Origin of the sequence: Autumnicola aciditolerans, assembly GCF_041679265.1 — a bacterium.
Lineage (GTDB): Bacteria > Bacteroidota > Bacteroidia > Flavobacteriales > Flavobacteriaceae > Autumnicola.
On the sequence record NZ_JBGFSM010000004.1, the window covers coordinates 30143 to 54218 of the forward strand.

The following is a 24076-nucleotide window of genomic DNA, read 5'->3' on the forward strand; positions in this document are numbered from 1 at the left end:
TATATATAGAAAATATTACCTTTAAATTGCAAGTTTTACAGCTTTAAACGGGTGTTTTCAAGAAGCATTCGATCAAAATCCTTCTTATCGAACATGGATTTCTTCCTGATTTTTGTTTTATAGGCGTAGATGGAATTAACAGAATAACCTAAAATTTGAGCAATAATTTCGTTGTGGGTAATTCCCAATCTCATCAGGGCAAAAATGCGTAGCTCCTTATTAAGGATTTGCCCCTCCTTCATTCTTATTTTTTCTTCATTTTTTAAAAGGGAATTAAATTCCTCTGTGAAATCAGGGAACAATTTAATGAAGGCTTCATCAAAATTTCTAAGTAACTTTTTCTTCTCCCGCTTTAGGTCATAACTATTAGCAAGGTATTTTATACCGTCCAAATTCTCCTTTTTCAGGTTTTCCTCGATTCGTGTTTTAAATTCTTTAAATTTTTCAAAAATATCGGCATCCTGAGTAAAGAAAAAGCCGATATACTCTTCTTTAATCTTATTCGCTTCCAGTAATTTGTTATTTAGACTGTTCAGCTCATTATTTTTAAGGTTTATTTCTTCATTTACATGAATTACCTGCTCATTTTTTACCTGGAGGTCATGATGTGCTTCCACAAGGGCTCTTCGTGCCTTCTTTAACCGCCTCACCTGGGAATAGGTAACAATAGCCAGTACCAGCACAAAGATCAGCAAAACAGAAAGCATGATGTTTTGCCTGTACAGCCGTTGCCTTTGCGTCTCCACCTGCTCTATAATTTGTTCTTCAATTAGAGGCAATATTGCACCAACCCTGATTTTTCGCTGTTGTGCGCCATAACTTTCCGCATCCTGATTGGCTTTTTTTATAAATTCCGAAGCCAGTTTTATTTCTCCTTCTTTAAAAAGAAATTCTGCCAGGCGTATCATTGCCAAATTTTCTTTTGCTGATGATTTTATGTCTGCGATTGAGGCCCGGGATAAATGAAAAATGGTCTTTTCTTTATTGTCCATTTGTGCATAAATATCTCCCAGAACTGAGTTTATTACTGCCTGTGCCCTTATATCCTGATTCTTTTTCAAAAGCGGAAGCAAATCTTTCAAGGCCTCTTCCAGTTTACCATCCTTGTACTCCAGGTAACCATGCAGCATTATATAATCCCATGTGCCGGGTTGTGCAAGGGAAAGTGCTTTTTCATGATAATCTTCTGCTGTCTCTTCATAACGCCTGGAAAAATAAGAGATACTACTATATTCTGCCATATCGGTATAGCATCTTCCTAATAAACCAAAATACGTAAACCTTGTAGTCTCCGGAAGCCCCTCAAGCACAACGGTGTCCAGATATCCCAAAGCTTCCCTGAACATTCCTGCAGAAACACAAACATTTGCAAGATCTAGCGTGGTCTCTGCCAACAACTGTTCGCCTCCCAGTTTTTCTGCAAATTCCCTGCTTATCAGGGCATATTTAAATGCCGAATCCTGTTTGAAAATCCTATATTCATAAAATAAAGCCCTATTTAGATCAAACCGCTGCCGGAATTCCCCGATTGGCTGCGCCTTCAGCTCAACCTTTAGTTCATTAATGCGCTGAATTTTGGCTGCATCGTATTCAGCAGTGTTTTCTATGGTTTTGATAAGCTCATGCAAAATTTCCTCTTGCTGTGCAGATACCCGGGAAAAAATCAGCAGAAAAATCAGCAGGAGAATGAAGTTCCTGCTCAACCCGGGAAGAAAAATCATTTTAGTGCCTTGAACTTCTAAAAATATTGATGATAAATTCATAATATATAAGATTGGACCAGAGAAAAGGTTGTACAACAAAATCAGGCCTGATGCAATGGTATAAGCCTGCCTCCTCAAATGATACTCAAGCCTTTAAAATTTCCTAAAATTTACCGCAAAAATAAGGTTTTATTCCCGATGCAGGTCTTGGTTTTTCCCGATAGTAACAATTCGCAAAAAATTAAGAGTCGGAATCTTATCATCAAAATTGTTTATGCTTAATTTTATGGCGTAACCTCCCGTAAATGAATAAAAAGTTAAATACAGCCTGCTGGCAGGTATCCCTTCGCTAGCCTATTTTATATACCTAAATTATCCAAAACTAAACATCCTCACCGGTTTTGCTGCCAAGAATGTTTGTTCCTGCATATTTGAAGCCGGGCGCAGCCTGGAATCTATCGAGGCCGGGGATAATAATTTTCTGCCGGTTTATTATGCTAAAAATGAGATCAATTTTAAGGAAAGATCTGTCTCCTCTTCCATTTTAGGATTAAAAAAGAGAACCGCAGTTTTTAAGGAAGGGATTGGTAGTATTCTCTTACCCGAAAATTATGATGCTAATACTCCTGCTGTTCCTAAACCTGTTAGAAAATTCTCGCCAGATAGATCTGCTTATCCTTTTGGGCAGGATAAACCTGAAACTCCAGATTTTTCAAATATAGATGGGCCCGCCTTACAACTAACCGTTCAAAATGCTTTTGACAAAGAGGGCGAAAATTCCAAAAAAACACGTGCCGTTCTTGTTTTGCATAAAGGGCAGTTAATTGCAGAAAAATATGCAAACGGATTTTCAAAAGATTCAAAATTTTTGGGCTGGTCCATCACAAAAAGTATTACCAGTGCCATATTGGGAATACTGGAAAAGCAGGGCAAAATATCGTTGAACCAGGACAGCTTATTCGAAGAATGGAAAAATGATAAACGGGCAGCCATTACGCTGGATAACTTATTACAAATGAACAGCGGCCTGGAATGGGAAGAAGATTACACCACCCTTTCAGATGTAAACCGGATGCTCTTTATGGAAAAGAATATGCCTGAAGTCCAGCTGAAAAAACCCCTTACCGGGAAACCCAATGAAAGCTGGAATTATTCTTCAGGGACCACCAATCTTTTATCCTGGTTTATCAGGAAGCAATTTAGCAGTCACCAGGAATACCTGGATTTCTGGTACCAGGAGCTTATAGATAAGATTGGGATGAATTCCATGACCATTGAAACCGATTTAAACGGAAACTATATTGGTTCCTCCTACGCCTGGGCTACGGCGCGGGATTGGGCAAAATTCGGGTTGCTTTATTTAAACAAAGGCAAATGGAAAAATGAGCAGATTTTAAATGAATCCTGGGTAGATTATTCGGCTAAACCAACCAATACTTCCAAGGGAGAATACGGCGCCCATTTCTGGTTAAATGCCGAAGGAAAATATCCCAATGTTCCCAGAGACATGTTCTCCTGCAATGGTTTCCAGGGCCAGTACATTTTTATTATTCCTTCAAAAGAGATGGTGATTGTTAGATTTGGCCTTACCGAAGATCCGCAGTTTAATATTGATACTTTTATAAAAGAAATCCTGGCGGCAGTAGGTTAGATCTTTATGACCTCGCATAAAAATTTTTAAACTTTCTTGAATATCTTCTTGTTCTTATTTAGAACATTATATAGTTTTGCCGACGCATATGAAATTGCTCCTCAGATTTTTTATAGCGCTTTTTATCCTGCTTTTTAGCGGATTAGGACAGGTGTTTGCCAATAACCTGCCTAAGCAGGATATTACCTGTTTCCAGCAGGTTAAAACCAATAATGCCGCACAGGGGAGCATTACTTCGCAAAATGACTGGGCCTGCATCAGGGATTACAATTCTTCAGAAACCAAGAAGAAATATTCTGAACCCGAAGAAACTGAGATTGAAGAATCACAGGAAGATTTAAACTCCTTTAAAAAAGACGTTGACAATAGCCATTTTGAAGTCCTCTTCTACGCCCTATTATCAAAATACCTTTCCGGCTATCCCAACAATAATTTATTCCATAGCCGTAATTCCATTCTATTTCAAACACACAGTCCTGCATATATCAGGTTCTGTGTACTTCGAATTTGATTAAAATTTAAGCGGGCCATAAATAACTGCGCCTGCTTCTTCTATGCTGCCGCGGATTCTTCAGTCTTTCTTCTGAAAGAACTTTATGGCAAAGCATTTTTTTGTCCTCTCCGGAACAAATTCAACTAATATATTTTATTTAAAACCTTAATGATGATGAGGAAAATTCTCATGATAATGGGCTTGTGCGCTCTTTTTTGCAGCACAGGCTGTAAATCTGAACAAGAAAAAAAGGAAGCCGAAACTAAATTTCTGGTTACAAGTCCGATAGAAAAAGACACGATAATCACCAAAGATTATGTGGCACAAATTAACTCCATACGGAACATTGAGATAAGGGCCCAGGAGAAAGGTTACCTTCAAAAAATTTATGTAGACGAAGGTGAAAAAGTAAAAGAAGGCCAGCTTTTATTTCAAATTACCCCTACGCTTTACCAGGCCGAATTACAAAAAGCTAAAGCCGAAGCAGATTTTGCAGAAATTGAATACCAGAACACCAAAAAACTGGCCGATAATGATGTGGTCGCGCCCAATGAACTTGCCATGGCCAAAGCCCAGTATGACAAGGCGAAAGCTGAACTGGCGCTTGCCCAGGTGCACCTCAACTTTACCGAAATAAGGGCTCCGTTTGATGGAATTGTGGACCGTCTTCATTTAAAACTGGGCAGCCTGGTTGAAGAAGGAGAATTGCTTACCACCCTTTCAGATAACAGCAAAATGTGGGTGTACTACAATGTCCCTGAAGCAGAATACCTGGATTACGCCGCTACCAACAGCAAAAAGGAAGACACACAGGTGGACCTGCTCATGGCAAATAATAAGGAATACGACCAGCATGGCGTGGTGGAAACCATTGAAGGAGAATTTAATAACGAAACGGGAAACATCGCCTTTCGTGCAGCATTTGATAATCCAAATGCGCTGCTAAGGCATGGAGAAACAGGCAGCATTTTGATGAAGATCCCACTGGACAATGCCCTGCTTATCCCCCAAAAAGCAACTTTCGAGATCCTGGACAAGCACTATGTTTTTGTTATTGGAAAAGACAATGTGGTACACCAGCAGGAGGTGAGCGTTGGAGCAGAAATGCCTCATTTGTTCGCAGTGGAGAAGGGATTAACCCAAAATGATAAAATTCTGCTGGAGGGCATACGCATGGTGAAGGATAATGAGAAGATAAATTATGAATTTGAAAAGCCGGAAAAGGTATTGGCCGGCCTGGACATGTATGCCGAATAGTAATCTAAAAATGATTAAACAAAATGTTTAAAAAATTTATTCATAGACCGGTATTGGCCATTGTTATTTCGGTAATTATTGTTTTCACGGGATTACTGGCCATAAAGCAATTGCCAATATCACAATTCCCGCAAATTGCCCCAACCACGGTCAATATTTTTATTGCCTATCCCGGGGCAAGTGCAGATGTACTTGTAAAATCTACCCTTATCCCTTTGGAAACTTCTATTAACGGGGTACAGGGAATGCGATATATCGCTTCCGATGCCACCAGTGCCGGGGAGGGAACCGTGAGGGTGATTTTTGATCCCGGTACAGATCCCAACGAGGCCGTGGTTAGGGTAAAAACACGGGTAGACCAGGTAATGCCATTGCTGCCGGAACTGGTGCAACGCGAAGGTGTTACCATTACCCCTGTACAGCCCAGTATGCTAATGTATGTGAACCTGTACAGCAAGGATAAAAACAGTGACGAAAAATTCCTTTATAACTATGCCTACACCAGGATAGTACCCGAAATTCAGCGAATTAAAGGGATCGCCAGCGCCCAGATTTTGGGTAGCCGCAAATATGCCATGCGGGTTTGGCTGAAGCCGGACAGGATGCGGGCCTATAATATTTCTGCGGAAGAAGTACTGGAAGCCATGGAGGAGCAGAGTATCCTCGCCAGGCCCGGCCGTATTGGTAGAAGCTCCGGCAAAAAAGCCCAGTCCCTGGAATATGTGCTAACCTATCGCTCAAGATACAGCGAACCTGAAGAATATAAGGATATTATCCTGCGAGCCAATAAAGAAGGAGAAATTATAAAATTAGGAGATGTTGCCGATGTGGAATTGGGGAGTGAATTCTTTGATATTTATTCCAATCTTGACGGCAAACCTTCGGCTTCCATAGTGCTTAAACAAACTTTTGGAAGTAATGGTAGCGATGTTATTAAGGACGTAAAGGACAAACTGAAAGAACTGAAGGCAGATCTGCCGCCGGGAATAGATTACCAGATAAGTTACGATGTTTCCAACTTTCTGGACGCGTCCATAGAACAGGTGTTGCACACGCTAAGAGATGCCTTTATCCTGGTGGCCATTGTGGTATTTCTATTCCTGGGAGACTGGCGCTCCACCCTTATCCCTATTATCGCGGTGCCCGTTTCTCTGGTTGGAGCTTTCTTTATCATGCAAATCTTTGGGTTGTCCATAAACCTTATCACACTTTTTGCGCTGGTACTGGCCATTGGTATTGTGGTAGACAACGCCATTGTGGTGGTGGAAGCCGTGCACGTGAAGATGGAAGAAGAAAACCTGACACCGTTTAAGGCTTCCCAGGAAGTGCTGGGGGAAATTGGAGGAGCCATTATTGCCATCACCCTGGTGATGGTTTCGGTTTTCATACCAATTTCCTTTATGTCTGGCCCGGTGGGCGTATTTTACCGGCAGTTCTCTATTACCATGGCGGGCGCCATTGTAATTTCAGCAATTGTCGCCTTAACCCTTACTCCGGTTTTATGTGCCATGCTGCTAAAGAACAATCACGGGAAGAAAAAGAAAAAATCTCCTGCAGCAAGATTTATCGACTGGTTTAACAGAGGTTTTGAAAGACTTACCGGAAGATATGTTGGCTTTTTGAGATATATCGTGAATAGAAGGGTACTTACCTTCGGAATTTTACTGGCGTTCTGTGCCGGGATTTTCCTTACCAATCAGGTACTGCCGGCAGGCTTTATACCCAGTGAAGACCAGGGGATGATCTATGCCATTATCCAGACTCCTCCCGGGGCCACTCTGGAACGAACCAATGAAGTGGCTAAGAAACTTCAGAAAATTTCAGAAGAAATTGAGGGTGTGGAATCTGTTTCTTCCCTTGCCGGGTACGAGATCATGACCGAAGGCCGGGGATCCAATGCCGGTACCTGCCTTATCAACCTGAAACCCTGGTCTCAGCGGGAACATTCTGTACACGAGATAATGGAAGAACTGGAAGAGGAAACCAAAGATCTGGGCGCGGTTATAGAATATTTTGAACCGCCCGCAGTACCAGGTTTTGGTTCTTCGGGAGGTTTTTCCATGCGTTTGCTGGACAAGACCAACTCTACAGATTACCATGAATTTGAAAGGGTAAACAACGAATTCCTTGAAGAACTGGGGAAACGAAAAGAGCTATCTGGCCTGTTTACCTTTTTTGCTGCAAATTATCCGCAGTATGAGTTGAGTATCAACAACAAAGCGGCCATGCAAAAAGGCGTTTCCATAAGCAAAGCCATGGAAAACCTTAATATCCTTATTGGGAGTACCTACGAGCAGGGATTCATCAGGTTTGGACGATTTTTTAAAGTTTATACCCAGGCTGCTCCGGAGTATCGCCGTATTCCTTCAGATTTAGAGAAATTGTACGTAAAAAATGAAGAAGGTGAAATGGTGCCTTATTCGGCTTTCATGAAAATGGAGAAAAAGCTGGGGCCAAACGAAATTACCCGTTACAACCTTTATAATTCCGCAGCAATTAGGGGGCTTCCCGCGCCGGGCTACACCAGTGGGGATGCTATTAATGCCATACGCGAAGTGGCTAAGGAAAAACTTCCGCGTGGGTACGATATTGCCTGGGAAGGACTTTCTTACGACGAAGCCAACAGGGGAAATGATGCGCTCTTTATTTTCGTGATCGTACTCGTGTTCGTGTATTTTGTACTTGCGGCCCAATATGAAAGTTTCCTATTGCCGTTTGTGGTACTTCTTTCTTTACCGGTTGGGGTATTTGGCTCCTTCCTGCTGCTCAAAATCATGGGGCTGTCCAACGATGTTTATGCGCAGATTGGGGTAATTATGCTGGTTGGGCTTCTTGGTAAAAATGCCGTATTAATTGTGGAATTTGCCGTGCAAAAACACCGGCAGGGCGCAACTGTTCTTGAAGCTGCCATAGAAGGTGCGAGGATGCGGTTCAGGCCCATCTTAATGACTTCTTTCGCGTTTATCGCGGGACTTATTCCACTTGTAATCGCCACCGGTGCAGGAGCTATTGGGAATAGGACCATTGGAGGCTCTGCAATGGGAGGTATGCTTATAGGTACTCTTTTTGGGGTAATTCTTATTCCCGGACTGTATTTTATCTTCGGAAAAATGGCCGAAGGCCGCAGCCTTATTAAGGATGAACATGACGAGCCAATGTCTGAAGAATTTATGCGTGAGAGCAGCATTAGGCTGAAGTTGCGCAAAATGAATAAGCAATTGAAAAAATTAATGAAAAGAAAAGGAGATGAATAAAAAAGCATTCTTCATATTTAAGAAAAGAAGGCCATGGCTATTGGGCATCTTTGTAACCATAGTGCTCTACAGCTGTGTCCCGACCAGGGAAGTAAAGGAAGCAAATCCACCGCTCCCTGAGGATTACAAGGCTTCTGCTGAAGAAGACAGTTTAAATTCAGCCATAATACAATGGAAGGATTTTTTTACAGATCCTTACCTGAACAGCCTTATTTCGAAAGCCCTGGAAAACAACCAGGAGTTAAACATGACCCTGCAGGAGCTGCAAATTGCCAAAAATGAAGTAAGGGTGAGAAAAGGCGAATATCTTCCTTCTATAGGAATTAAAGCCGGCGCCGGGGTAGAAAAATCGGCTAGATATACCCGTGCCGGTGCCGTGGAAGAAAACCTGGATGTGGAGGGTGAGGAATTTCCGGATCCCCTACCCGATTACATGATTGGCTTACAGGCAAAATGGGAAGTAGATATCTGGAACAAACTGCATAATGCCAAAAAAGCGGCGGTTTTAAGGTACCTTTCTACTGTGGAAGGCAGGAATTTTATGGTGACCAACCTGGTGGCTGAAATTGCCAATTCATATTTCGAATTGCTGGCGCTGGACAATCAGCTGGAAATCGTACAGAGAAATATCGAAATACAAAGCAATGCTTTAAGAATTGTAAAACTTCAGAAGGAAGCCGCACGGGTGACAGAACTTGCCGTGAGCAAATTTCAGGCTGAAGTACTGCACACCAGGAGCCTCCAGTATGAGATTCAGCAGAAAATCACGGAAACAGAGAACCGGTTAAACTTTTTGGTAGGACGCTATCCGCAACATATAGAACGCGATGCTCTGGCATTTGTAGATTTAGTGCCGGAAACCATAAATGCCGGGCTTCCGTCTCAATTATTAAAAAACCGCCCTGATATTAAACAGGCAGAACTGGACCTTGCAGCTTCCAAACTGGATGTAAAAGTAGCCAGGGCCAGGTTCTATCCTTCTTTGGGTATTTCGGCAAATTTAGGGTACCAGGCCTTTAATCCCGAATACCTGCTGGATACGCCGGAGTCTTTACTGTACTCCATTGCCGGCGATATCGCTGCCCCGCTTATTAACCGGAATGCAATTAAAGCAGAATACAGCAGCGCGAATGCAGAGCAGATAAAAGCAGTCTATAATTATGAGCAGACCATTTTGAACGCTTATGTTGAAGTGAGCAATCAACTCTCTAAAATTGTAAATCTTGAAAAAAGTTATGATTTGAAAAAAGATGAAGTTGAAGCGCTTAACCGCTCTATAACTATTTCTAATGATTTGTTCCGGTCTGCCCGGGCAGATTATATGGAAGTTTTGCTAACCCAGCGGGATGCTCTGGAATCTAAATTTGATTTGGTGGAAACCAAAATGCAGCAAATGAATGCCATGGTAAATATGTACCAGGCTTTAGGTGGCGGCTGGAATTAATCTTTTTCTTTATTGTTTGATTTGGGAAACCCCGGAAGTCGAAAGACTGCAGGGGTTTTCTTTTTACTGTTCCCGTATTTTCCCCCTCCGGCACGTCCCTGTCCCTTGTAAAGCAGCTACCACAATTTAAGAATTATGGCTTTAGCTTTGGTTGCGAACTTCTTTTTTCAGCTTTTCCAGGTTAGCCAGTTTCATAGGTTCGCGGTGTTGCCTGCAATAGTTGGTATGGTACCTGTGTTTTGAAATAAAATTAATCTGGATTTCGTTCCATTCTTCCCTGCTTAAAGTAGGCCTGTAATGAAGCAGCTCTTTGTACAACCTGTTGCTTATTTCATCAAAACGAGCAGTGCCCAGGTATTCCAGGTCTGCATCTGCAATAATATTTTCCAGTTTTGTCCTGGGTTTCTGCGGAATTTTAGTAGCCAGGATCATTTTACAAACTTTATCTACCTCCTCCTTCTTCAGGCCATCCCTCGTTAATTCTTCATGGGCAATGCCACAGCTTATTTCTTCATGGTTTTCCCTGCTCTTCATAAAACCGGTATCATGGTATAAAGCGGCCAGTTTTAACAGGAATAAATCTTCTTCCTTTACATTCTCTTTATCGGCAATAAAAATGGTTTGTTCCAGCACATGCCTGGTATGATCTGCACAGTGATAATGAAGCCAGGAGGGAAGGTTTTTCTCAAGATTAGAGGTTACTCTGGCATAAATCTGATGGAATAGGTCCATTAAATAAGTTTTAGTTTTATAGTGCCCATACAGGATTTTTGAAAAGAATAATTTTTCAGAAAGGAGAAACTCTAGAAAAAAAGAAAATCTCATTAATCCTCACTGGTTTTTCAAAAATGCACAATTTCGTTTAAAATAATGAAATCCATTCCTCTAACTTACCAAAATTTTGCGGATTTTTTATACCTTCAACATCCTTTTGTACAGTAAGTTATAAGGAGTTTTACTTCAGAAGTGGAAAAAGACGGGATTTTTAATTCCTGCAAGTGAAAAAATTTAAAGAAACAGCTCTGTGTTTATCGGCTTCAGCAAAAGGAGAAAAATAGGAAGCAACTAAAAGCAGCTGGCTTAAAAAATGCCACAACCTCAGGTGTAGCCTTATTTCTATTCATATTGTTGAAAAATGAACAATTTTTACAACATACCCAATTCTACATGAATTTTCCTGCTAATGATAATAATCAAGGTATAATAATGGGTCCAAAAGAAATTATTTACTTCCTCTTACTTTGCTGTTTCTGTTCTGCAGGAAATTGCCAGGACCAGAAGAAGGCAGATAGCCTGAAGGAGATTTACAATTCAGGAAGAGCAGAGGATGATAAACTTGATTTGTTAAGAAAAATTGCGGTAAATGAAATCAACCCGGACAGCAGCCTGAAATATTCTGAAATACTTATAAGCAGGGCCCATGCAGATTCTATGATTTATGAAGGCTATATGCAAAAAGGAGCCTCATTTAATTTAAAAGGGGATTATGGTCGGGCGTTGGAAGCATTTTTCCAGGCGATGGATTACGCCAAGAAAAGCAAGGACGACAATGATGTAGCTTCCTGTTATATCGCAATCGGGAATGTATATTCCTTAAATGAGAATGCTTCTAATGCCGGGTTTTATTATAAAAAAGGGCTGGAAATTTTTAGAAAGGGAAAAGATTCTTTATTGCTGGGTAAAGCTTTGTACAATGCCGGGGATGAATTTTTGAGGATTAATGAGCTCGAAACTGCCCGGGACTATACCAAAGAAGCTGCTGCTATTTTTGAAAATAAAGAATTTCCCATAGGACAGGCCTACTGCCTTGGCAACCTGGGAAGAATTTTTGCAAAGTCGGGAGATGATGTAGAGGCAGAAAAGTATCTTGAAAATGCCATTAACCTGCTGGAAGCCTTTAAAGATTATAATGCCATTTCTGAATTTCTCACCTATATGGCAGACATTTACCACGAAAAAGGAAATGAGGACAGGGCGCTGGAATATGCCGCAAGAAGCCTGGACCTGGCGCTAAGGTACGGTTTAAAGGATCAGATCTCTTCCTCCAATTTAAAGTTATCGGAGTTATATGAAGCATCCGGAGATTCTGCCAAATCTTATAAATACTATAAAAATTATATAACTTTCCGGGATAGTGTTACCAACCTGGAATCTGTACGTAAGATGGCCGATTTACGTACAGATTTTGAAGTTTCCCAAAAGCAGGCAGAAGTAGATCTTTTACATCAGCAAAGGCGGTATCAAAAAAATATAGTTATTGCCGTTTGTATTGCCCTTATCCTGTTCATGTTACTGGCAGTAGGCCTTTACCGCCGCAACCTGTTTATAAGGAGAACGAATTTGATTATAGAAAGGGAGAAAAACAGGTCCGACCACCTGCTGCTGAATATTCTTCCTGAAGAAACTGCTGTCGAGCTTAAAAACAGCGGAAGGGTTAAAGCCAAAAAATTTGAGAATGTAAGTGTGCTCTTTACCGATTTTAAAGGCTTTACCAATTATGCCGAACACCTTTCCCCGGAAGAACTTGTGGAAAGCGTGGACTTTTATTTTTCCAAATTTGATACAATTGTTGAGAAATACGGGCTGGAAAAAATAAAGACGCTGGGAGATTCTTATATGTGTGCTGCCGGAGTCCCTTTTCCCCTGGAAGATCATGCAGAGAGGATGGTGGCAGCCGCTTTGGAAATGATAGATTTTGTGCTGGAGGTGAAAAAAGAAAACCTGGAAAAGGCAACACGTTTTGAAATGCGCGTGGGGATTAACAGTGGCCCAGTGATCGCGGGAGTGGTGGGCAGGAAAAAATTTGCCTACGATATTTGGGGAGATACCGTAAACATCGCTTCCCGAATGGAAGCCTGCAGTGAGGCGGGTAAGCTTAATATTTCTGAAAATACCTATAATATAATTAAAGATAAATATGAGTGCAGGTACAGGGGGGAAATAGAGGTCAAGAACAAAGGAAAAATGAAAATGTATTTTGTACAACAGCATAGAGAGTAAAATCTATATTAAGTCAACTTTGAGCGCCATACTAAAACAGAATTCACATCTTCTATAATTTGACCAAATAGATCCATCCCACGGAGCAATAGTTTCCCCGGCCTGAAAGCAGGGCTGATGACTTCCGGAATTTTCTTTCAATCCAGCAGGTTATCTTCCTACTAAAATATTTAAATAGAAACCCTAAATACTCATTAGCAGTATTTTAGCGATTTACCAGGCTGTTAGTCTAAAATATTTTTAAAGTATCTTCTTCTTGTTTAAATTAGTAATACCATAAACATAAGTAGGTTAAGTTCATGGTAGATTTGGGGCAAAAAAAGGTGGTCATTTTTCCGCCTTTTTTTATTAGAAGAACCAGGACTTTACCTTCTGGCTGCTTTAGCCTCAAAAAACAATGCATCCTGCTTTCCCGTTTACGCCCCCCGCAATTTAAAGGAAACCCTATTGCCCCTTTCTGCTTAAGTTAAAGAAGTTTAGCATTTAAAGTATTCATAATGATATCCTCACTAAAGCCAGAAGATAAAACCAAAAAAAATGGTTTTTCAGAAGTTTAAAAAAGGACTGTCACAAAAAATGCCATTTTTATTATTAATCTAAAACCAAAAAAAGTTATGAAAACAATTAAATTTCACCTCGTCCTTATGGCCGTATTTGGACTATTGCTCACCTCCTGTAATAAAGACGAACCTGTTAAAGAAACCCCGGAAACCTCTGAAGACTTCGCTGTATTATCTTTTGGCCCGGTATTAAACAATATGATGAACAGAGCGCCCTTAAAACAGGAGGTGGCAGATCTTCCCATTTGTTCTGATGCCACTCCAGCTTACGCGCAGCTCTCCTTAACTTACGGAGATGAAAACACACCTGTTGATGTTACCGTAAGTATTTTAAGTGATGAAAACGGCTTTTTTACCGCCTATGATGATGAACTCGAAATCCCTGTGCCTTCTGGGGCTACAACAGTTTCTGTTACGCTAACAGATTTTCTGGTATGGAGTGACGATGGAGGTTCCCCGGGAGAAATTATATGGGCCGCTCCAAAAACAGGAAGTGAATATGCCGCTTTTGTGGACCAGGCGCTGCCAGTAACCTGGGACCTGAGGGCAGGATCAAAAACCTACAGGGATATCCAGGTGCTTTGTTTTGACCAACGGCAGGTGAATCTTTACGGGTATCTCTTCTTTGATATTGTTCCCACTCCCCTTTCCACACTTTGTTTCTTTGCAAATTACTGCACCCCTGCGGGTAGGCACTACACTGCAAATTACAGCCTGGACCTGTACCTGGGAACTTCGGCTGCCGGCACTCCTTTATATCTCGATGAAGCCCCGGTAACAGGTATGGATAACGAAGATTACTATGCAGAGCCGGTATGCCTTGCCGTTCCCGCTCCGGAAGAAGGGATAGGAGCAGATGATCCTTACTTATATTATGAACTTACCCTGGCAGACTGGCCTGGCAATTACGGAACTGCCGGCAATTACGTGGAAACCGGAACCCTTAGCTGGAACCAGGTACAGGAATTATTGAATGACGACGGAACCACTGCAGAATATGAACACATCTTTATTAATTGTGATAATTCTGAAGAACCCGGCCAGGATACCTATGTGGTACTTACCATAGATACTGAAAATATCACAGAAGAGAATTTTAATACCACGGTGGTTTTTACTGATAACAGAAGTACTATTGAAGAAAATCCTGGAGATCCTGACAGCCACGTGGCCCTCGTGGATAAAGGCATGAAAATCTATTGGATGGGGCAGCCTCTTAACCCGGGGAATGGAGTAACTATAGAGATCCTGGATGCATATCGTAAACCTGAAGGAGGACCGGTTATTGTAACAGATGTTTATACCGATTCCAGCCTGGAAGGCTTTCTTATTGGCCAGATAAGGGAAGACTATGTGAGCGGATTGGAATCTTACAGCATTGTCTTCAGGATAAATGACGGGGAGACTCAGCGAACTTTCACCATAGATCCAAAATTGAAGATGACCAGTTCAAGTCTTCAGTAACAAGACTTCTTTATAATTTTTTCCGCAGGAAGCGGATATAAAACCGGTAACAAAAGTTGCCGGTTTTTTAATTGCGGAAAATCTAATCCGAATAGAACAAGCGTTAAATAAAAGTAAAACTTTTTTATTTAATAGTATTACTATTATTTTTGGGGAAATTACTTTTAAATGGAAGAGCTTCTAAAAAACCTGAAAATATCGGTTAGCGACAGCCTTTACTTAAAGGATCCCGAATCCAGCGAGTTAGGAAGAAAGATCATTGGTAACGGGATTATCCTTATTGATAAAATTGGCTTTGAAAAATTCACTTTTAAAAAACTGGGAGAAAAGATAAAGTCAAACGAAAGTTCTGTGTACCGTTATTTTGAAAACAAGCACAGCTTTCTGGTGTATATCACCAATTGGTTTTGGGGCTGGAAAGAATTTCAGCTCACCATTGCCACTTACGGCATCACCAATGTTGAAGAAAGGCTGCAAAAAGCCATTGAAGTCCTGGCACACCCCGTAGAAGAGGATATACGCTTTAAACACATTAACGAAGTTGCTCTAAACAACATTATCATTAATGAATCTTCTAAATCTTATTTAACTAAAAAGGTTGATGAAGAAAACAAGCACGGTCATTTCATGCTATACAAACGGCTGGTGAACAGGGTGAGCAAGATGATTAGCGAAGTAGATCCCGCTTATGAATATCCGTTTAGCCTTGCCACCACTGTTATAGACGGCTCTTTACATCAACATTTCCTGAGTAAGCATTTTTCTAATATTACCGACTGCACCAACGAGATCACACCCTCGGTATATTTTAAACATATGGTATCCAAAATTTTAATTCCCAAATAATGAATAACAAGCTTAGCCCTTTTCAAAGATTTGTAGGATTATTAAAGCTGGAACGTAAAGACTTTCTGCAAATTATTTACTACGCAATTTTTGCCGGCCTGGTAAGCCTTTCTGTACCTCTTGGGATACAGGCTATTGTAAACCTGATGCAGGGTGCAAGGATTTCAACCTCCTGGATAGTACTGGTTATCCTGGTAACCCTGGGAGTGGCTTTTGTAGGCGTTCTACAATTAATGCAAATAAGGATCCTGGAAAATGTTCAGCAAAAAATATTTACCAGGTCTTCTTTTGAATTTATCTATCGCTTTCCCAAAATCAGGATGGACCAGTTAAGGAATTTCTATCCCCCTGAACTTGCCAACAGGTTTTTTGATGTCCTTATCATACAGAAAGGCCTTTCAAAAGTTATTATAGATTTTCCTGCGGCAATGACCCAGGTGATCTTCGGATTAATTTTGCTTTCCCTGTATCACCCGTTCTTTATAATTTACGGGATCCTGCTGGTCCTGCTTATTTATATTGGCTTCCGCATCACGGGAAAAAAAGGCCTGGATGCCAGTATAGCCGAATCTAAATATAAATATCACATTGCACACTGGATCCAGGAAGTTGCAAGGGCACTGGTTAGTTTTAAAATTTCGGGACGCACCAACCTGGCCATTTCCAGGAATGACCGTATGCTAACAAATTATCTGGATGCCAGGGAAGGGCATTTCCAGGTGCTTCGTATCCAGTTTATCCAGCTTATTGTTTTTAAAGTGCTGGTTACGTCTGGGTTACTGGCCATTGGAGGAATGCTGGTGCTTAATCAACAAATGAACATTGGGCAGTTTGTGGCGGCAGAAATTATTATCCTTCTTATTATAGGATCTGTTGAAAAAATCATCCTTGGTGTAGAATCTTTTTATGACATTCTTACTTCGCTTGAAAAAATGGGACAGGTGGTAGATAAGGAACTGGAAGAACAAACCGGGGAAGAACCTTTTCAGGTTGGGGAACCGCTCACTATAGAAATGGATGAGGTGAATTACAGAGGCTTCAACAACCAAAAGATCTTGAGGAACATAAGCCTTAGCATTAAACCCGGTGACAAAATACTTTTAAAAGGGAAAAACGGGGCGGGAAAATCCACCTTACTAAAACTGCTGGCAGGGCTTATACAGCCCGCAACCGGGGAAATTTATGTAAACAATATTTCTTTAAAGACTATAAAAATAAACCATTACCGGGCCCTGCTGGGACATTCTATAACAGAAGAGTCCCCTTTTGAAGGAACCATTCTGGAAAATATCACCCTTGGGGATAAGAACATCCCAAAAGAGGATATACAGTGGACACTGGAAAATACCGGCTTACAGGATTTTGTGAAACAACAGCCCAAAGGTTTAAATACCATGATCTATCCTGAAGGCATCCAGATGCCCTACTCCATTTCAAAAAAGATCATTCTGGCCCGTAGCGTGGTTAAGCGCCCGGCGCTGCTTATTTTAAATGACCCGCTGGACCAGCTGGATCATGAGGAGGAAGTAAGGATTTTAAATTTCCTTTTTAGCGAGGAAAATCCTTGGGCCATAATAGCTTCCAGCAGTGATAAAAAGTGGGAAAGCTATTGCAACAGGATTATAAGTATTGATAAGGGAAAAATAAACAAAAACGCCTGAGTATGCTGAATATAACCAACAACAAACTGCATGAGAAAGTAGATCTCCTGCAGTACGAATCTGGAAAAAAGGTTTTCAATGAGCGCAACCAGAAATATTTTAACCGGTTTTTGATCGCTTTTGGAATTATTTTGATCATTATTCTGTTTTTGCCCTGGACGCAAAGTGTGGCAGGTAAAGGTTATGTTACCACGCTTACTCCTGAACAGCGGCCACAAACCATACAATCCCCTATTCCCGGCAGGATTGAAAAATGGTTTGTAAATGAAGGGGACTTTGTAGAAAAAGGAGATACCATCCTTCATATTTCAGAAATAAAAAATGAATATTTTGATCCACAGCTTGTAGATCGTACTGGAGACCAGATAAAGGTGAAGGAAAGCTCACGTAACTCCTATGAAAATAAAATTCAGTTTTTAAATAACCAGATTAATGCCCTTCAACAGGAAAGAGGATTAAAAACAAATCAGGCCGAAAATAAACTAAAACAAAGCATATTAAAATTCCGCAGTGACAGTATAGACCTGGAAGCGGCTAAAACCAATTTAGAAATAGCCCAAAGGCAGTTTCAACGGGCACAAACCCTTAATGAAGAAGGTTTAAAATCTACTACCGACCTGGAAAATTACCGGCTAAAACTGCAGGAGGCCCAGGCCAAACGGGTGGCACAGGAAAACAAGGTCCTGGCTTCAGAAAATGAAATAATTAATGCCAGGATAGAGCTTAACCGGATTGGTGCAGAGTACAGCGAAAAGATCTCCAAAGCCCAAAGTGACCGCTCCTCTGCAGAAAGCGGAATGTTCCAAACCCAGGCAGATATCAGCAAACTGGAAACCTCTTACGCCAATTACGATACCCGCAGGGGTATGTACTACATTAAAGCACCGCAGGCAGGTTATATAAATAAGGCTATTAAAGGTGGAATTGGCGAAAGTTTTAAAGAGGGAGAACCTCTGGTTGGCATAATGCCCTCTAATTATGAGCTTGCTGTGGAAACTTATGTGGCTCCCATAGATATGCCCCTGCTCCATGTGGGCGAAGAAGTAAGAGTGCAGTTTGATGGCTGGCCTGCCATAGTTTTTAGCGGGTGGCCTAATAGTTCTTACGGGACCTACGGGGCAAAAATAGTCGCTATAGAAAATTTTATAAGCGCTAATGGAAAATACCGGGTATTGCTGGCACCAAATGAGGAAGATCATAACTGGCCGGAAGGCATTAAAATTGGAGCAGGAGCTTCCACTCTTGCCCTATTGGAAGATGTCCCTATCTGGTATGAAATATGGCGGCAGTTAAACGGCTTTCCTCCCAACTACTACACTCCTGAAACTGAAACAAAAATTACAGATTCCAAAAAATGAAAAAAATTATTTTCATATTAGGCCTGCTGGTTTTTCTTCCTTTGGCCGCGCAGGAAGAGGAAAGAAGCCAGCTTGAATTTTCGGAATACCTGTCTATCGTTAAAAAATACCACCCGCTGGTAAAACAGGCGGGATTAGTGGTAGATGAAGCCAATTTTAAACTGATGAAAGCGCGGGGGGCTTTTGATCCTAAAATTGAAGCCGATTTTTCTGAAAAAGAGTTCAAAGCTACCGAGTACTATCAGTTATTTAATTCGGCTTTCAAAATCCCTACTTATTACGGGCTGGAATTTAATGCAAAATATGAAGAAAATTATGGGAAGTACCTCAACCCTCAAAACACTGTTCCCGATGAAGGTTTATATTCTGCGGGAGTTTCGCTGGACGTAACCAACGGGATCTTTCTTAGCGAACGTATGGCTGCGTTAAAACAGGCTAAGCTCTACCGCCAGCAATCCCAGGTAAAAAAGGACCTGTTGGCTGCAGAGGTATTGTATGAGGCTTCCACAGCTTACTTTAACTGGTTCGCGGCTTATGAAGCCCTTTCCCTTTATCAAACCTTTTTAGGTAACGCTCAATTCCGGTTGGAATCTGTAAAAACAGAATTTCAGGCTGGTGACAAACCTGCCGTAGATACGCTGGAGGCAAAGATCACCTACGAAAAAAGGCAACTTGAATTACAACAGGCGCAACTGGATTTTTACAAAGCTTCGCTTAAAATTTCAAATTATCTCTGGGCCCAGGATAATATCCCATTAGAGATTACTTCAGAAGTTATTCCCAATAAAGAATTATTTGAAGAAGTAAATGAAATGTGGCTGGAAAATGAGCTGACTGCCATTGAAAATTTTCAGGATAACCCGAAGATAAAATACCTGGAATACGAGGTGGGAATGCAGGAGGTTGAGCGCAGGCTTAGTGCTAATAAACTTTTGCCTAATCTGGAACTCAACTATAATTTTCTTAGCAGCGAGCCGGAGGAATGGCAGGGAATTAATACTGCAGATTACAAATTTGGATTTAATTTTAGCCTGCCACTTTTCCTCAGAAAGGAACGCAGTGCGCTTCAACTGGCTAAGATTGAAGTCGAAAATCTAAAATATGAACTTATTAATACCAACCAGAAAATCCTGAACCAGTTAAGGTCCATTCAGAATGAAATAACATCTTTCAGGCAACAGCGGTTTCAAATGAGTGGATTGGTAACTAATTATGAAACCCTTGTTTCAGCTGAACGCAGGAAATTTGAATTGGGAGACAGTTCATTGTTTCTGGTAAATAACAGGGAGAATTCTCTTATTAATGCGAGGCTTAAAGAGATTGAAATTATCATGAAATATCTCAAAAGCCAGGCAGAATTGCTAAAGATCACCACGCAGTTTTAGAAATCTGAAATAAAAGAAATAGACCTAAAGTTTATTTTTTTATGAAATAAACTGAAAATGAATTAAATTCAAGAACGTAAATCATTGCTAGTTAGAAGCCTTGTCAAGAATTATCAATAATACAAAATGGGTGTTATTTGGGACATTGAGCGTTTCCATTGGCTTGTATCCTCTGCTTTACTTTTTGATTGACAGGCAGTTTGGGTTGTTATCTTCCAAATCACAGGAGTTACTAAATGACCTTATTTGGAATTTTGCCTTTTACGGGCACATTACCCTGGGGGGAATTGCCTTACTAATTGGGTGGATACAATTTAGCCCAAAGGTTAGAAAAAGAAGAAAGAAGCTTCACCAAATTGTTGGAAGAATTTACCTGATAGCAGTACTTATTAGTGGGTTATGTGGAGTTTACATTGCGCATTTTGCCACAGGTGGAATTTTCAATAGCATAGGATTTACTTTAAGTGCGTTAATATGGTTATCCACAAGCATTTTTGGCTATACTGCTATTAGAAATCGTCACATCCGGCTACATCAGGAATTAATGATATATAGTTACGCGATATGTTTCTCGGCAGTTAGCTTAAGGATCTGGCTTCCTGTTTTAATATTAGTTACAGGGGAGTTTGATCCTGCATACCACATTGTAGCCTGGCTTAGCTGGGTTCCTAATCTTTTTGTGGCATATTTTATTATTGCGCGAGAAAGAAGAAAAGTAATACCTGAAATGTTTTCAGGCAGGAAGGGATAGGATAATAAAATTGAGAACAAAGCCCACACCCTATTTACTTATTATCTGTGGAGGTTTTAAAAGGCAGAATTAAAATACGACTACTTAATTCTGCCTTAAGGTTATTTTAGCAACCAGCTATTTTTAACATGGGCACTCAATATCTCCATTTTCTAAAACTTCACATTCACATTCTACGGTACAGGAACTTACCAAAAGCGTTATCCCAAGAAGAAGAAAAATAGTTTTTTTAGTCATCATTAATTATTTTAAGGTTAATTTTATTTCAGAATTTATAAAAGATCCCTACTCCAGCTGCTCCTAATTTTGCAAAAGTGGTGGAGGTAGTAAAATTTCCAGAAGTTTTAGATTTGGTTTCAGAGTTACCAATACCTTGATAATAGGCGAAAATTTCTACATTATCATTTTGCCACCCTCCTTTTAAAGCATAATAAAATCCAGCTAATTTCCTGATCTTCTCATCTCCCAAAGCAAAAGCATATCCCGCATCTACCCCCCCAAACCATTTGTAAAAGTGACCCAGGGCATATTTCGCCGTTACCGCCAGCGGTATATAGTTAAAATCAACACCTTCATACCTATAGGTTTCCCTATCCACACCTTCATTGTCTTTTCCAAAAAACCTACCATATCCAGTGATTCCACCAAGCTCTATATTTCCAAAAATGTGAAATGTATAGGAAAGGTCCACCCCTGTTAGTAAATAAAAATTCTGGCCATCACTTCCAAAGGGAAAACCTGTGTTTGCGCCTGCTTTAAACTCCTGGGCATTTCCAGTTGGAATTATCAAAGAAATGAAGAAAAACAGGGATAATACTCTTTTCATTTAAGGCTATTTTTAAGCAAAGCGCCAAATATAAAAAAAATATATTCTCAACCGTTAATTTTTAAAGATGATGCCAGGTGTAATTCCGCTGGATATTCGCAGGAGTATTGAGGATGCAGTAGTTTACCTTCTGAAATACCTGCTAAAAGCAAAACCTCCGGTAATACCGAAGGTTGAATAATTTTTGGGAAAAGCTGACTTAAATACTTTAGTCTAATCTTTATATAGTTACCGGCTTCCTAAGAAATCACACCTTCCTCTACCGGCGCTACCACTAATTTTTCCGGAGTAATGGGAAGATCGCGCATCCGTTTCCCGGTAGCATTAAAAATGGCATTGGCAATAGAAGCGGCTACGCTGGTAATCCCCAGTTCACCTATCCCCTTTACGCCCATTTTATTGGCTATTTTATCTTCTTCAGGTAAAAATATTACGTCTATATTGGCCATGTCCAGATTTACGGGTACATGATAATCGGCAAAAGATCTTGTAATAAAATTACCGAAATTCGGCTCTACTTTTGTCTGTTCTGCCAATGCCATTCCGGCACCCATGGTTAATCCGCCAATAACCTGCCCGTAAGCCGTCTTCGGATTAAGAATTTTTCCGGCAGAACCCACATTTACCATCCTTTTTATACGGTACATCCCGGTATCTTTATCTACCCATACTTCCGTGAAATTGGCTCCAAAAGAAAAAACCGAATAATCATCAAACTCCTCCGAAGGTTCCGCAGTACCTTCAGCTTCAAATTTATTTACCCCGTTTTGTTCCAGCAGGGCAGTTAATTCAATTTCCTCATCCTCACCAATATTCCGGTTCTCTTTTAATTTGCTTACTGCATTTTCACAGGCAGCACGGGCACCATTACAATAAGAAGCCGCGCCCCAGGAACCTCCGGAACCGGGCGTTACCGGAAACCTGGAATCCCCCAGTTCTACCGTTACCTGTTCTACAGGAATCCCCAGGTATTCCGCCGCGGTTTGCGCTATTATGGTATAACTTCCCGTGCCAATATCGGTTCCATCCATCTGGATTGTGGCATGTACTTTCCCATCTTCCTTTTCTAAAATCACCCTGGAAGACGTCTCTCTATACGGTGCCCTTCGGGAGGCCGCGCTCACTCCATGCCCAATCAGCCAATTACCATTACGGTTTGTACCAGGTTCTTTTTTTCTGTTTTCCCAGCCAAATTTATCGGCCCCAATTCTTAAACATTCCACTAAAAGCCTGGAAGAGAAAGGTTTGTTTGAACTGGGATCTGTTTGGGTATCATTTTTTATCCTGAATTCCACAGGATCCATTTTAAGTTTCCACGCCATCTCATCCATAGCCGATTCCAGTGCAAAACTTCCTGTTGCTTCTCCCGGCGCCCTCATGGCAAATGGAGTTTGCAGGTTCATGGGTATCAGGCGGTGCTTTATTAGGTTATTGGGCACCTTGTATAACATTTTTGACACCGTGCCGCAGGATTCCTGGAACTCCTGATAAGTGGAGGTATGTGAAAGCGTTTCGTGGGCAAGAGCGGTAAGGCTGCCATCGCTTTTCGCGCCAATCCTCATTTTTTGCTCATTATGTTGCCTCAGGCCGGTATTGGTAAACATCTGGTGCCGCGTAACGGTTAACTGGACAGGACGCCCTACCATTTTAGAAGCCATCACGGCCATAATAGCATGGCGCTCTATATTCAGTTTTGATCCAAAACCTCCTCCCACAAAAGATGCTACCACCCTTACATCTTCTTTAGGAATCTGAAAAGTATCTGAAATGGCAATGGTGGCATCATTTACCATCTGCTGGCTGGCATAAGCCATAACCTTCCCATTCTCCCAGGTAGCAATAATCGCGTGCAGTTCCATGGGATGATGATGTTCAATTGGCGTGTTATAAGTTTCCTCCACCACTTCATCTGCTTCGGAAAGCCCCGCATCTAAATTTCCGCGGGAATAATCTGAATTCTCATTAGGTTTGTAGGCTTTGGACCTTAGCTCATCAAAATGTATTGCCGGCTCCGGGTCTTTTTTATATTCAAATTTCACCAGCCTGGCCGCATATTGTGCCTGCTCAAAAGTTTCAGCAACCACAACGCCTATAAATTCGCCGTAATAGTTTACATGCTTACTTTGCAAAACCGGAGCGATGCTGCTGGTAGAAATAGCAGGCATTTCTTCATCAAAAGTATTCAGCTTTTCAGCATTTTTATAAGTGATTACTTTTAACACCCCCTCCTGCTTTTCTGCTTCAGAAGTATCTACAGATACAATTTCGCCTTTGGCAATGGTGCTGTTTATTCCCTGCGCATACACTTTATTTTCTACCGGAAATTCCGAAGCATATTTTGCCATTCCCATAACCTTCAACCGGCCTTCCACCCTGTTAATGGGATTTCCTACTCCAGATGCGTTTAATGTTTTCATCATAAT

General features: G+C 41.0%; 16 protein-coding genes. 12 read left to right on the forward strand and 4 right to left on the reverse strand.

Translation table 11 applies throughout. The annotated features are described in order from the left end of the window. Positions 1 to 35: 35 nt before the first annotated feature. Complete coding sequence (gene susR / locus AB8M93_RS05080; RefSeq protein WP_373056494.1) at positions 36 to 1763, reverse strand: SusR family glycan utilization regulator; 1728 nt, start codon at positions 1761 to 1763, stop codon at positions 36 to 38. Between the two features lie 745 nt (positions 1764 to 2508). Here susR and AB8M93_RS05085 point away from each other — a divergent pair. From AB8M93_RS05085 to AB8M93_RS05105, 5 genes are all read left to right on the forward strand, one after another. Then, positions 2509 to 3354, forward strand: coding sequence for a serine hydrolase domain-containing protein (locus AB8M93_RS05085; protein WP_373056495.1), 846 nt, complete (start codon positions 2509 to 2511; stop codon positions 3352 to 3354). 88 nt (positions 3355 to 3442) lie between these two features. After that, the gene (locus AB8M93_RS05090) at positions 3443 to 3865 is read left to right on the forward strand and encodes a hypothetical protein (protein ID WP_373056496.1); all 423 of its coding nucleotides are present in this window, start codon (positions 3443 to 3445) and stop codon (positions 3863 to 3865) included. Between the two features lie 156 nt (positions 3866 to 4021). Then, on the forward strand, positions 4022 to 5104 hold the full coding sequence (locus AB8M93_RS05095) for an efflux RND transporter periplasmic adaptor subunit (protein WP_373056698.1): 1083 nt from the start codon (positions 4022 to 4024) through the stop codon (positions 5102 to 5104). 23 nt (positions 5105 to 5127) lie between these two features. Then, positions 5128 to 8358 (forward strand): efflux RND transporter permease subunit, encoded by a 3231-nt coding sequence (locus AB8M93_RS05100; protein WP_373056497.1) that lies wholly within the window; start codon positions 5128 to 5130, stop codon positions 8356 to 8358. Next, entirely contained in the window at positions 8351 to 9802 is a 1452-nt protein-coding gene (locus AB8M93_RS05105; protein WP_373056498.1) for a TolC family protein, read from the forward strand. Before AB8M93_RS05100 ends, AB8M93_RS05105 begins: the two co-directional genes overlap by 8 nt. A 141-nt stretch (positions 9803 to 9943) precedes the next feature. Here AB8M93_RS05105 and AB8M93_RS05110 read toward each other — a convergent pair whose 3' ends face one another. Then, positions 9944 to 10534: an HD domain-containing protein gene (locus tag AB8M93_RS05110; RefSeq protein WP_373056499.1), complete on the reverse strand. Its 591-nt coding sequence runs from the start codon at positions 10532 to 10534 to the stop codon at positions 9944 to 9946. Between the two features lie 474 nt (positions 10535 to 11008). Between AB8M93_RS05110 and AB8M93_RS05115 the strand changes: the two genes are divergently transcribed. The 7 genes from AB8M93_RS05115 to AB8M93_RS05145 all read left to right on the forward strand — a co-directional run bounded on the left by AB8M93_RS05115 (position 11009) and on the right by AB8M93_RS05145 (position 20827). Beyond that, positions 11009 to 12802, forward strand: coding sequence for an adenylate/guanylate cyclase domain-containing protein (locus AB8M93_RS05115; protein ID WP_373056500.1), 1794 nt, complete (start codon positions 11009 to 11011; stop codon positions 12800 to 12802). Positions 12803 to 13416: 614 nt separating this feature from the next. After that, positions 13417 to 14826 carry a hypothetical protein gene (locus AB8M93_RS05120; RefSeq protein WP_373056501.1) on the forward strand — a complete coding sequence of 470 codons (1410 nt, stop codon included), beginning with the start codon at positions 13417 to 13419 and terminating at the stop codon, positions 14824 to 14826. 168 nt (positions 14827 to 14994) lie between these two features. After that, positions 14995 to 15672, forward strand: a complete 678-nt coding sequence (locus AB8M93_RS05125) for a TetR/AcrR family transcriptional regulator (protein WP_373056502.1) — start codon at positions 14995 to 14997, stop codon at positions 15670 to 15672. Beyond that, positions 15672 to 17333, forward strand: coding sequence for a peptidase domain-containing ABC transporter (locus AB8M93_RS05130; RefSeq protein ID WP_373056503.1), 1662 nt, complete (start codon positions 15672 to 15674; stop codon positions 17331 to 17333). The genes AB8M93_RS05125 and AB8M93_RS05130 overlap by 1 nt, the downstream gene beginning before the upstream one ends. Positions 17334 to 17335: 2 nt before the next feature. Continuing rightward, complete coding sequence (locus AB8M93_RS05135) at positions 17336 to 18691, forward strand: HlyD family secretion protein (protein WP_373056504.1); 1356 nt, start codon at positions 17336 to 17338, stop codon at positions 18689 to 18691. Further along, the gene (locus AB8M93_RS05140) at positions 18688 to 20076 is read left to right on the forward strand and encodes a TolC family protein (RefSeq protein WP_373056505.1); all 1389 of its coding nucleotides are present in this window, start codon (positions 18688 to 18690) and stop codon (positions 20074 to 20076) included. Before AB8M93_RS05135 ends, AB8M93_RS05140 begins: the two co-directional genes overlap by 4 nt. Before the next feature lie 100 nt (positions 20077 to 20176). Then, positions 20177 to 20827, forward strand: a complete 651-nt coding sequence (locus AB8M93_RS05145; RefSeq protein WP_373056506.1) for a DUF2306 domain-containing protein — start codon at positions 20177 to 20179, stop codon at positions 20825 to 20827. 265 nt (positions 20828 to 21092) lie between these two features. On the opposite strand, the gene AB8M93_RS05150 is transcribed toward AB8M93_RS05145, so the two are convergent. Both AB8M93_RS05150 and AB8M93_RS05155 read right to left on the reverse strand, forming a co-directional pair. After that, positions 21093 to 21653 (reverse strand): hypothetical protein, encoded by a 561-nt coding sequence (locus AB8M93_RS05150; protein WP_373056507.1) that lies wholly within the window; start codon positions 21651 to 21653, stop codon positions 21093 to 21095. A gap of 239 nt (positions 21654 to 21892) precedes the next feature. Then, positions 21893 to 24073 (reverse strand): xanthine dehydrogenase family protein molybdopterin-binding subunit, encoded by a 2181-nt coding sequence (locus AB8M93_RS05155; protein ID WP_373056508.1) that lies wholly within the window; start codon positions 24071 to 24073, stop codon positions 21893 to 21895. Positions 24074 to 24076: the final 3 nt, after the last annotated feature.

Bases quoted from the DNA above. Each gene is read 5' to 3' on its own strand.
- AB8M93_RS05100 (WP_373056497.1), top strand. From the start codon at position 5,128: ATGTTTAAAAAATTTATTCATAGACCGGTATTGGCCATTGTTATTTCG.
- AB8M93_RS05115 (WP_373056500.1), top strand. From the start codon at position 11,009: ATGGGTCCAAAAGAAATTATTTACTTCCTCTTACTTTGCTGTTTCTGT.
- susR (WP_373056494.1), bottom strand. From the start codon at position 1,763: ATGAATTTATCATCAATATTTTTAGAAGTTCAAGGCACTAAAATGATT.
- AB8M93_RS05110 (WP_373056499.1), bottom strand. From the start codon at position 10,534: ATGGACCTATTCCATCAGATTTATGCCAGAGTAACCTCTAATCTTGAG.
- AB8M93_RS05125 (WP_373056502.1), top strand. From the start codon at position 14,995: ATGGAAGAGCTTCTAAAAAACCTGAAAATATCGGTTAGCGACAGCCTT.
- AB8M93_RS05090 (WP_373056496.1), top strand. From the start codon at position 3,443: ATGAAATTGCTCCTCAGATTTTTTATAGCGCTTTTTATCCTGCTTTTT.
- AB8M93_RS05130 (WP_373056503.1), top strand. From the start codon at position 15,672: ATGAATAACAAGCTTAGCCCTTTTCAAAGATTTGTAGGATTATTAAAG.
- AB8M93_RS05135 (WP_373056504.1), top strand. From the start codon at position 17,336: ATGCTGAATATAACCAACAACAAACTGCATGAGAAAGTAGATCTCCTG.
- AB8M93_RS05120 (WP_373056501.1), top strand. From the start codon at position 13,417: ATGAAAACAATTAAATTTCACCTCGTCCTTATGGCCGTATTTGGACTA.
- AB8M93_RS05155 (WP_373056508.1), bottom strand. From the start codon at position 24,073: ATGATGAAAACATTAAACGCATCTGGAGTAGGAAATCCCATTAACAGG.
- AB8M93_RS05150 (WP_373056507.1), bottom strand. From the start codon at position 21,653: ATGAAAAGAGTATTATCCCTGTTTTTCTTCATTTCTTTGATAATTCCA.
- AB8M93_RS05105 (WP_373056498.1), top strand. From the start codon at position 8,351: ATGAATAAAAAAGCATTCTTCATATTTAAGAAAAGAAGGCCATGGCTA.
- AB8M93_RS05140 (WP_373056505.1), top strand. From the start codon at position 18,688: ATGAAAAAAATTATTTTCATATTAGGCCTGCTGGTTTTTCTTCCTTTG.
- AB8M93_RS05095 (WP_373056698.1), top strand. From the start codon at position 4,022: ATGAGGAAAATTCTCATGATAATGGGCTTGTGCGCTCTTTTTTGCAGC.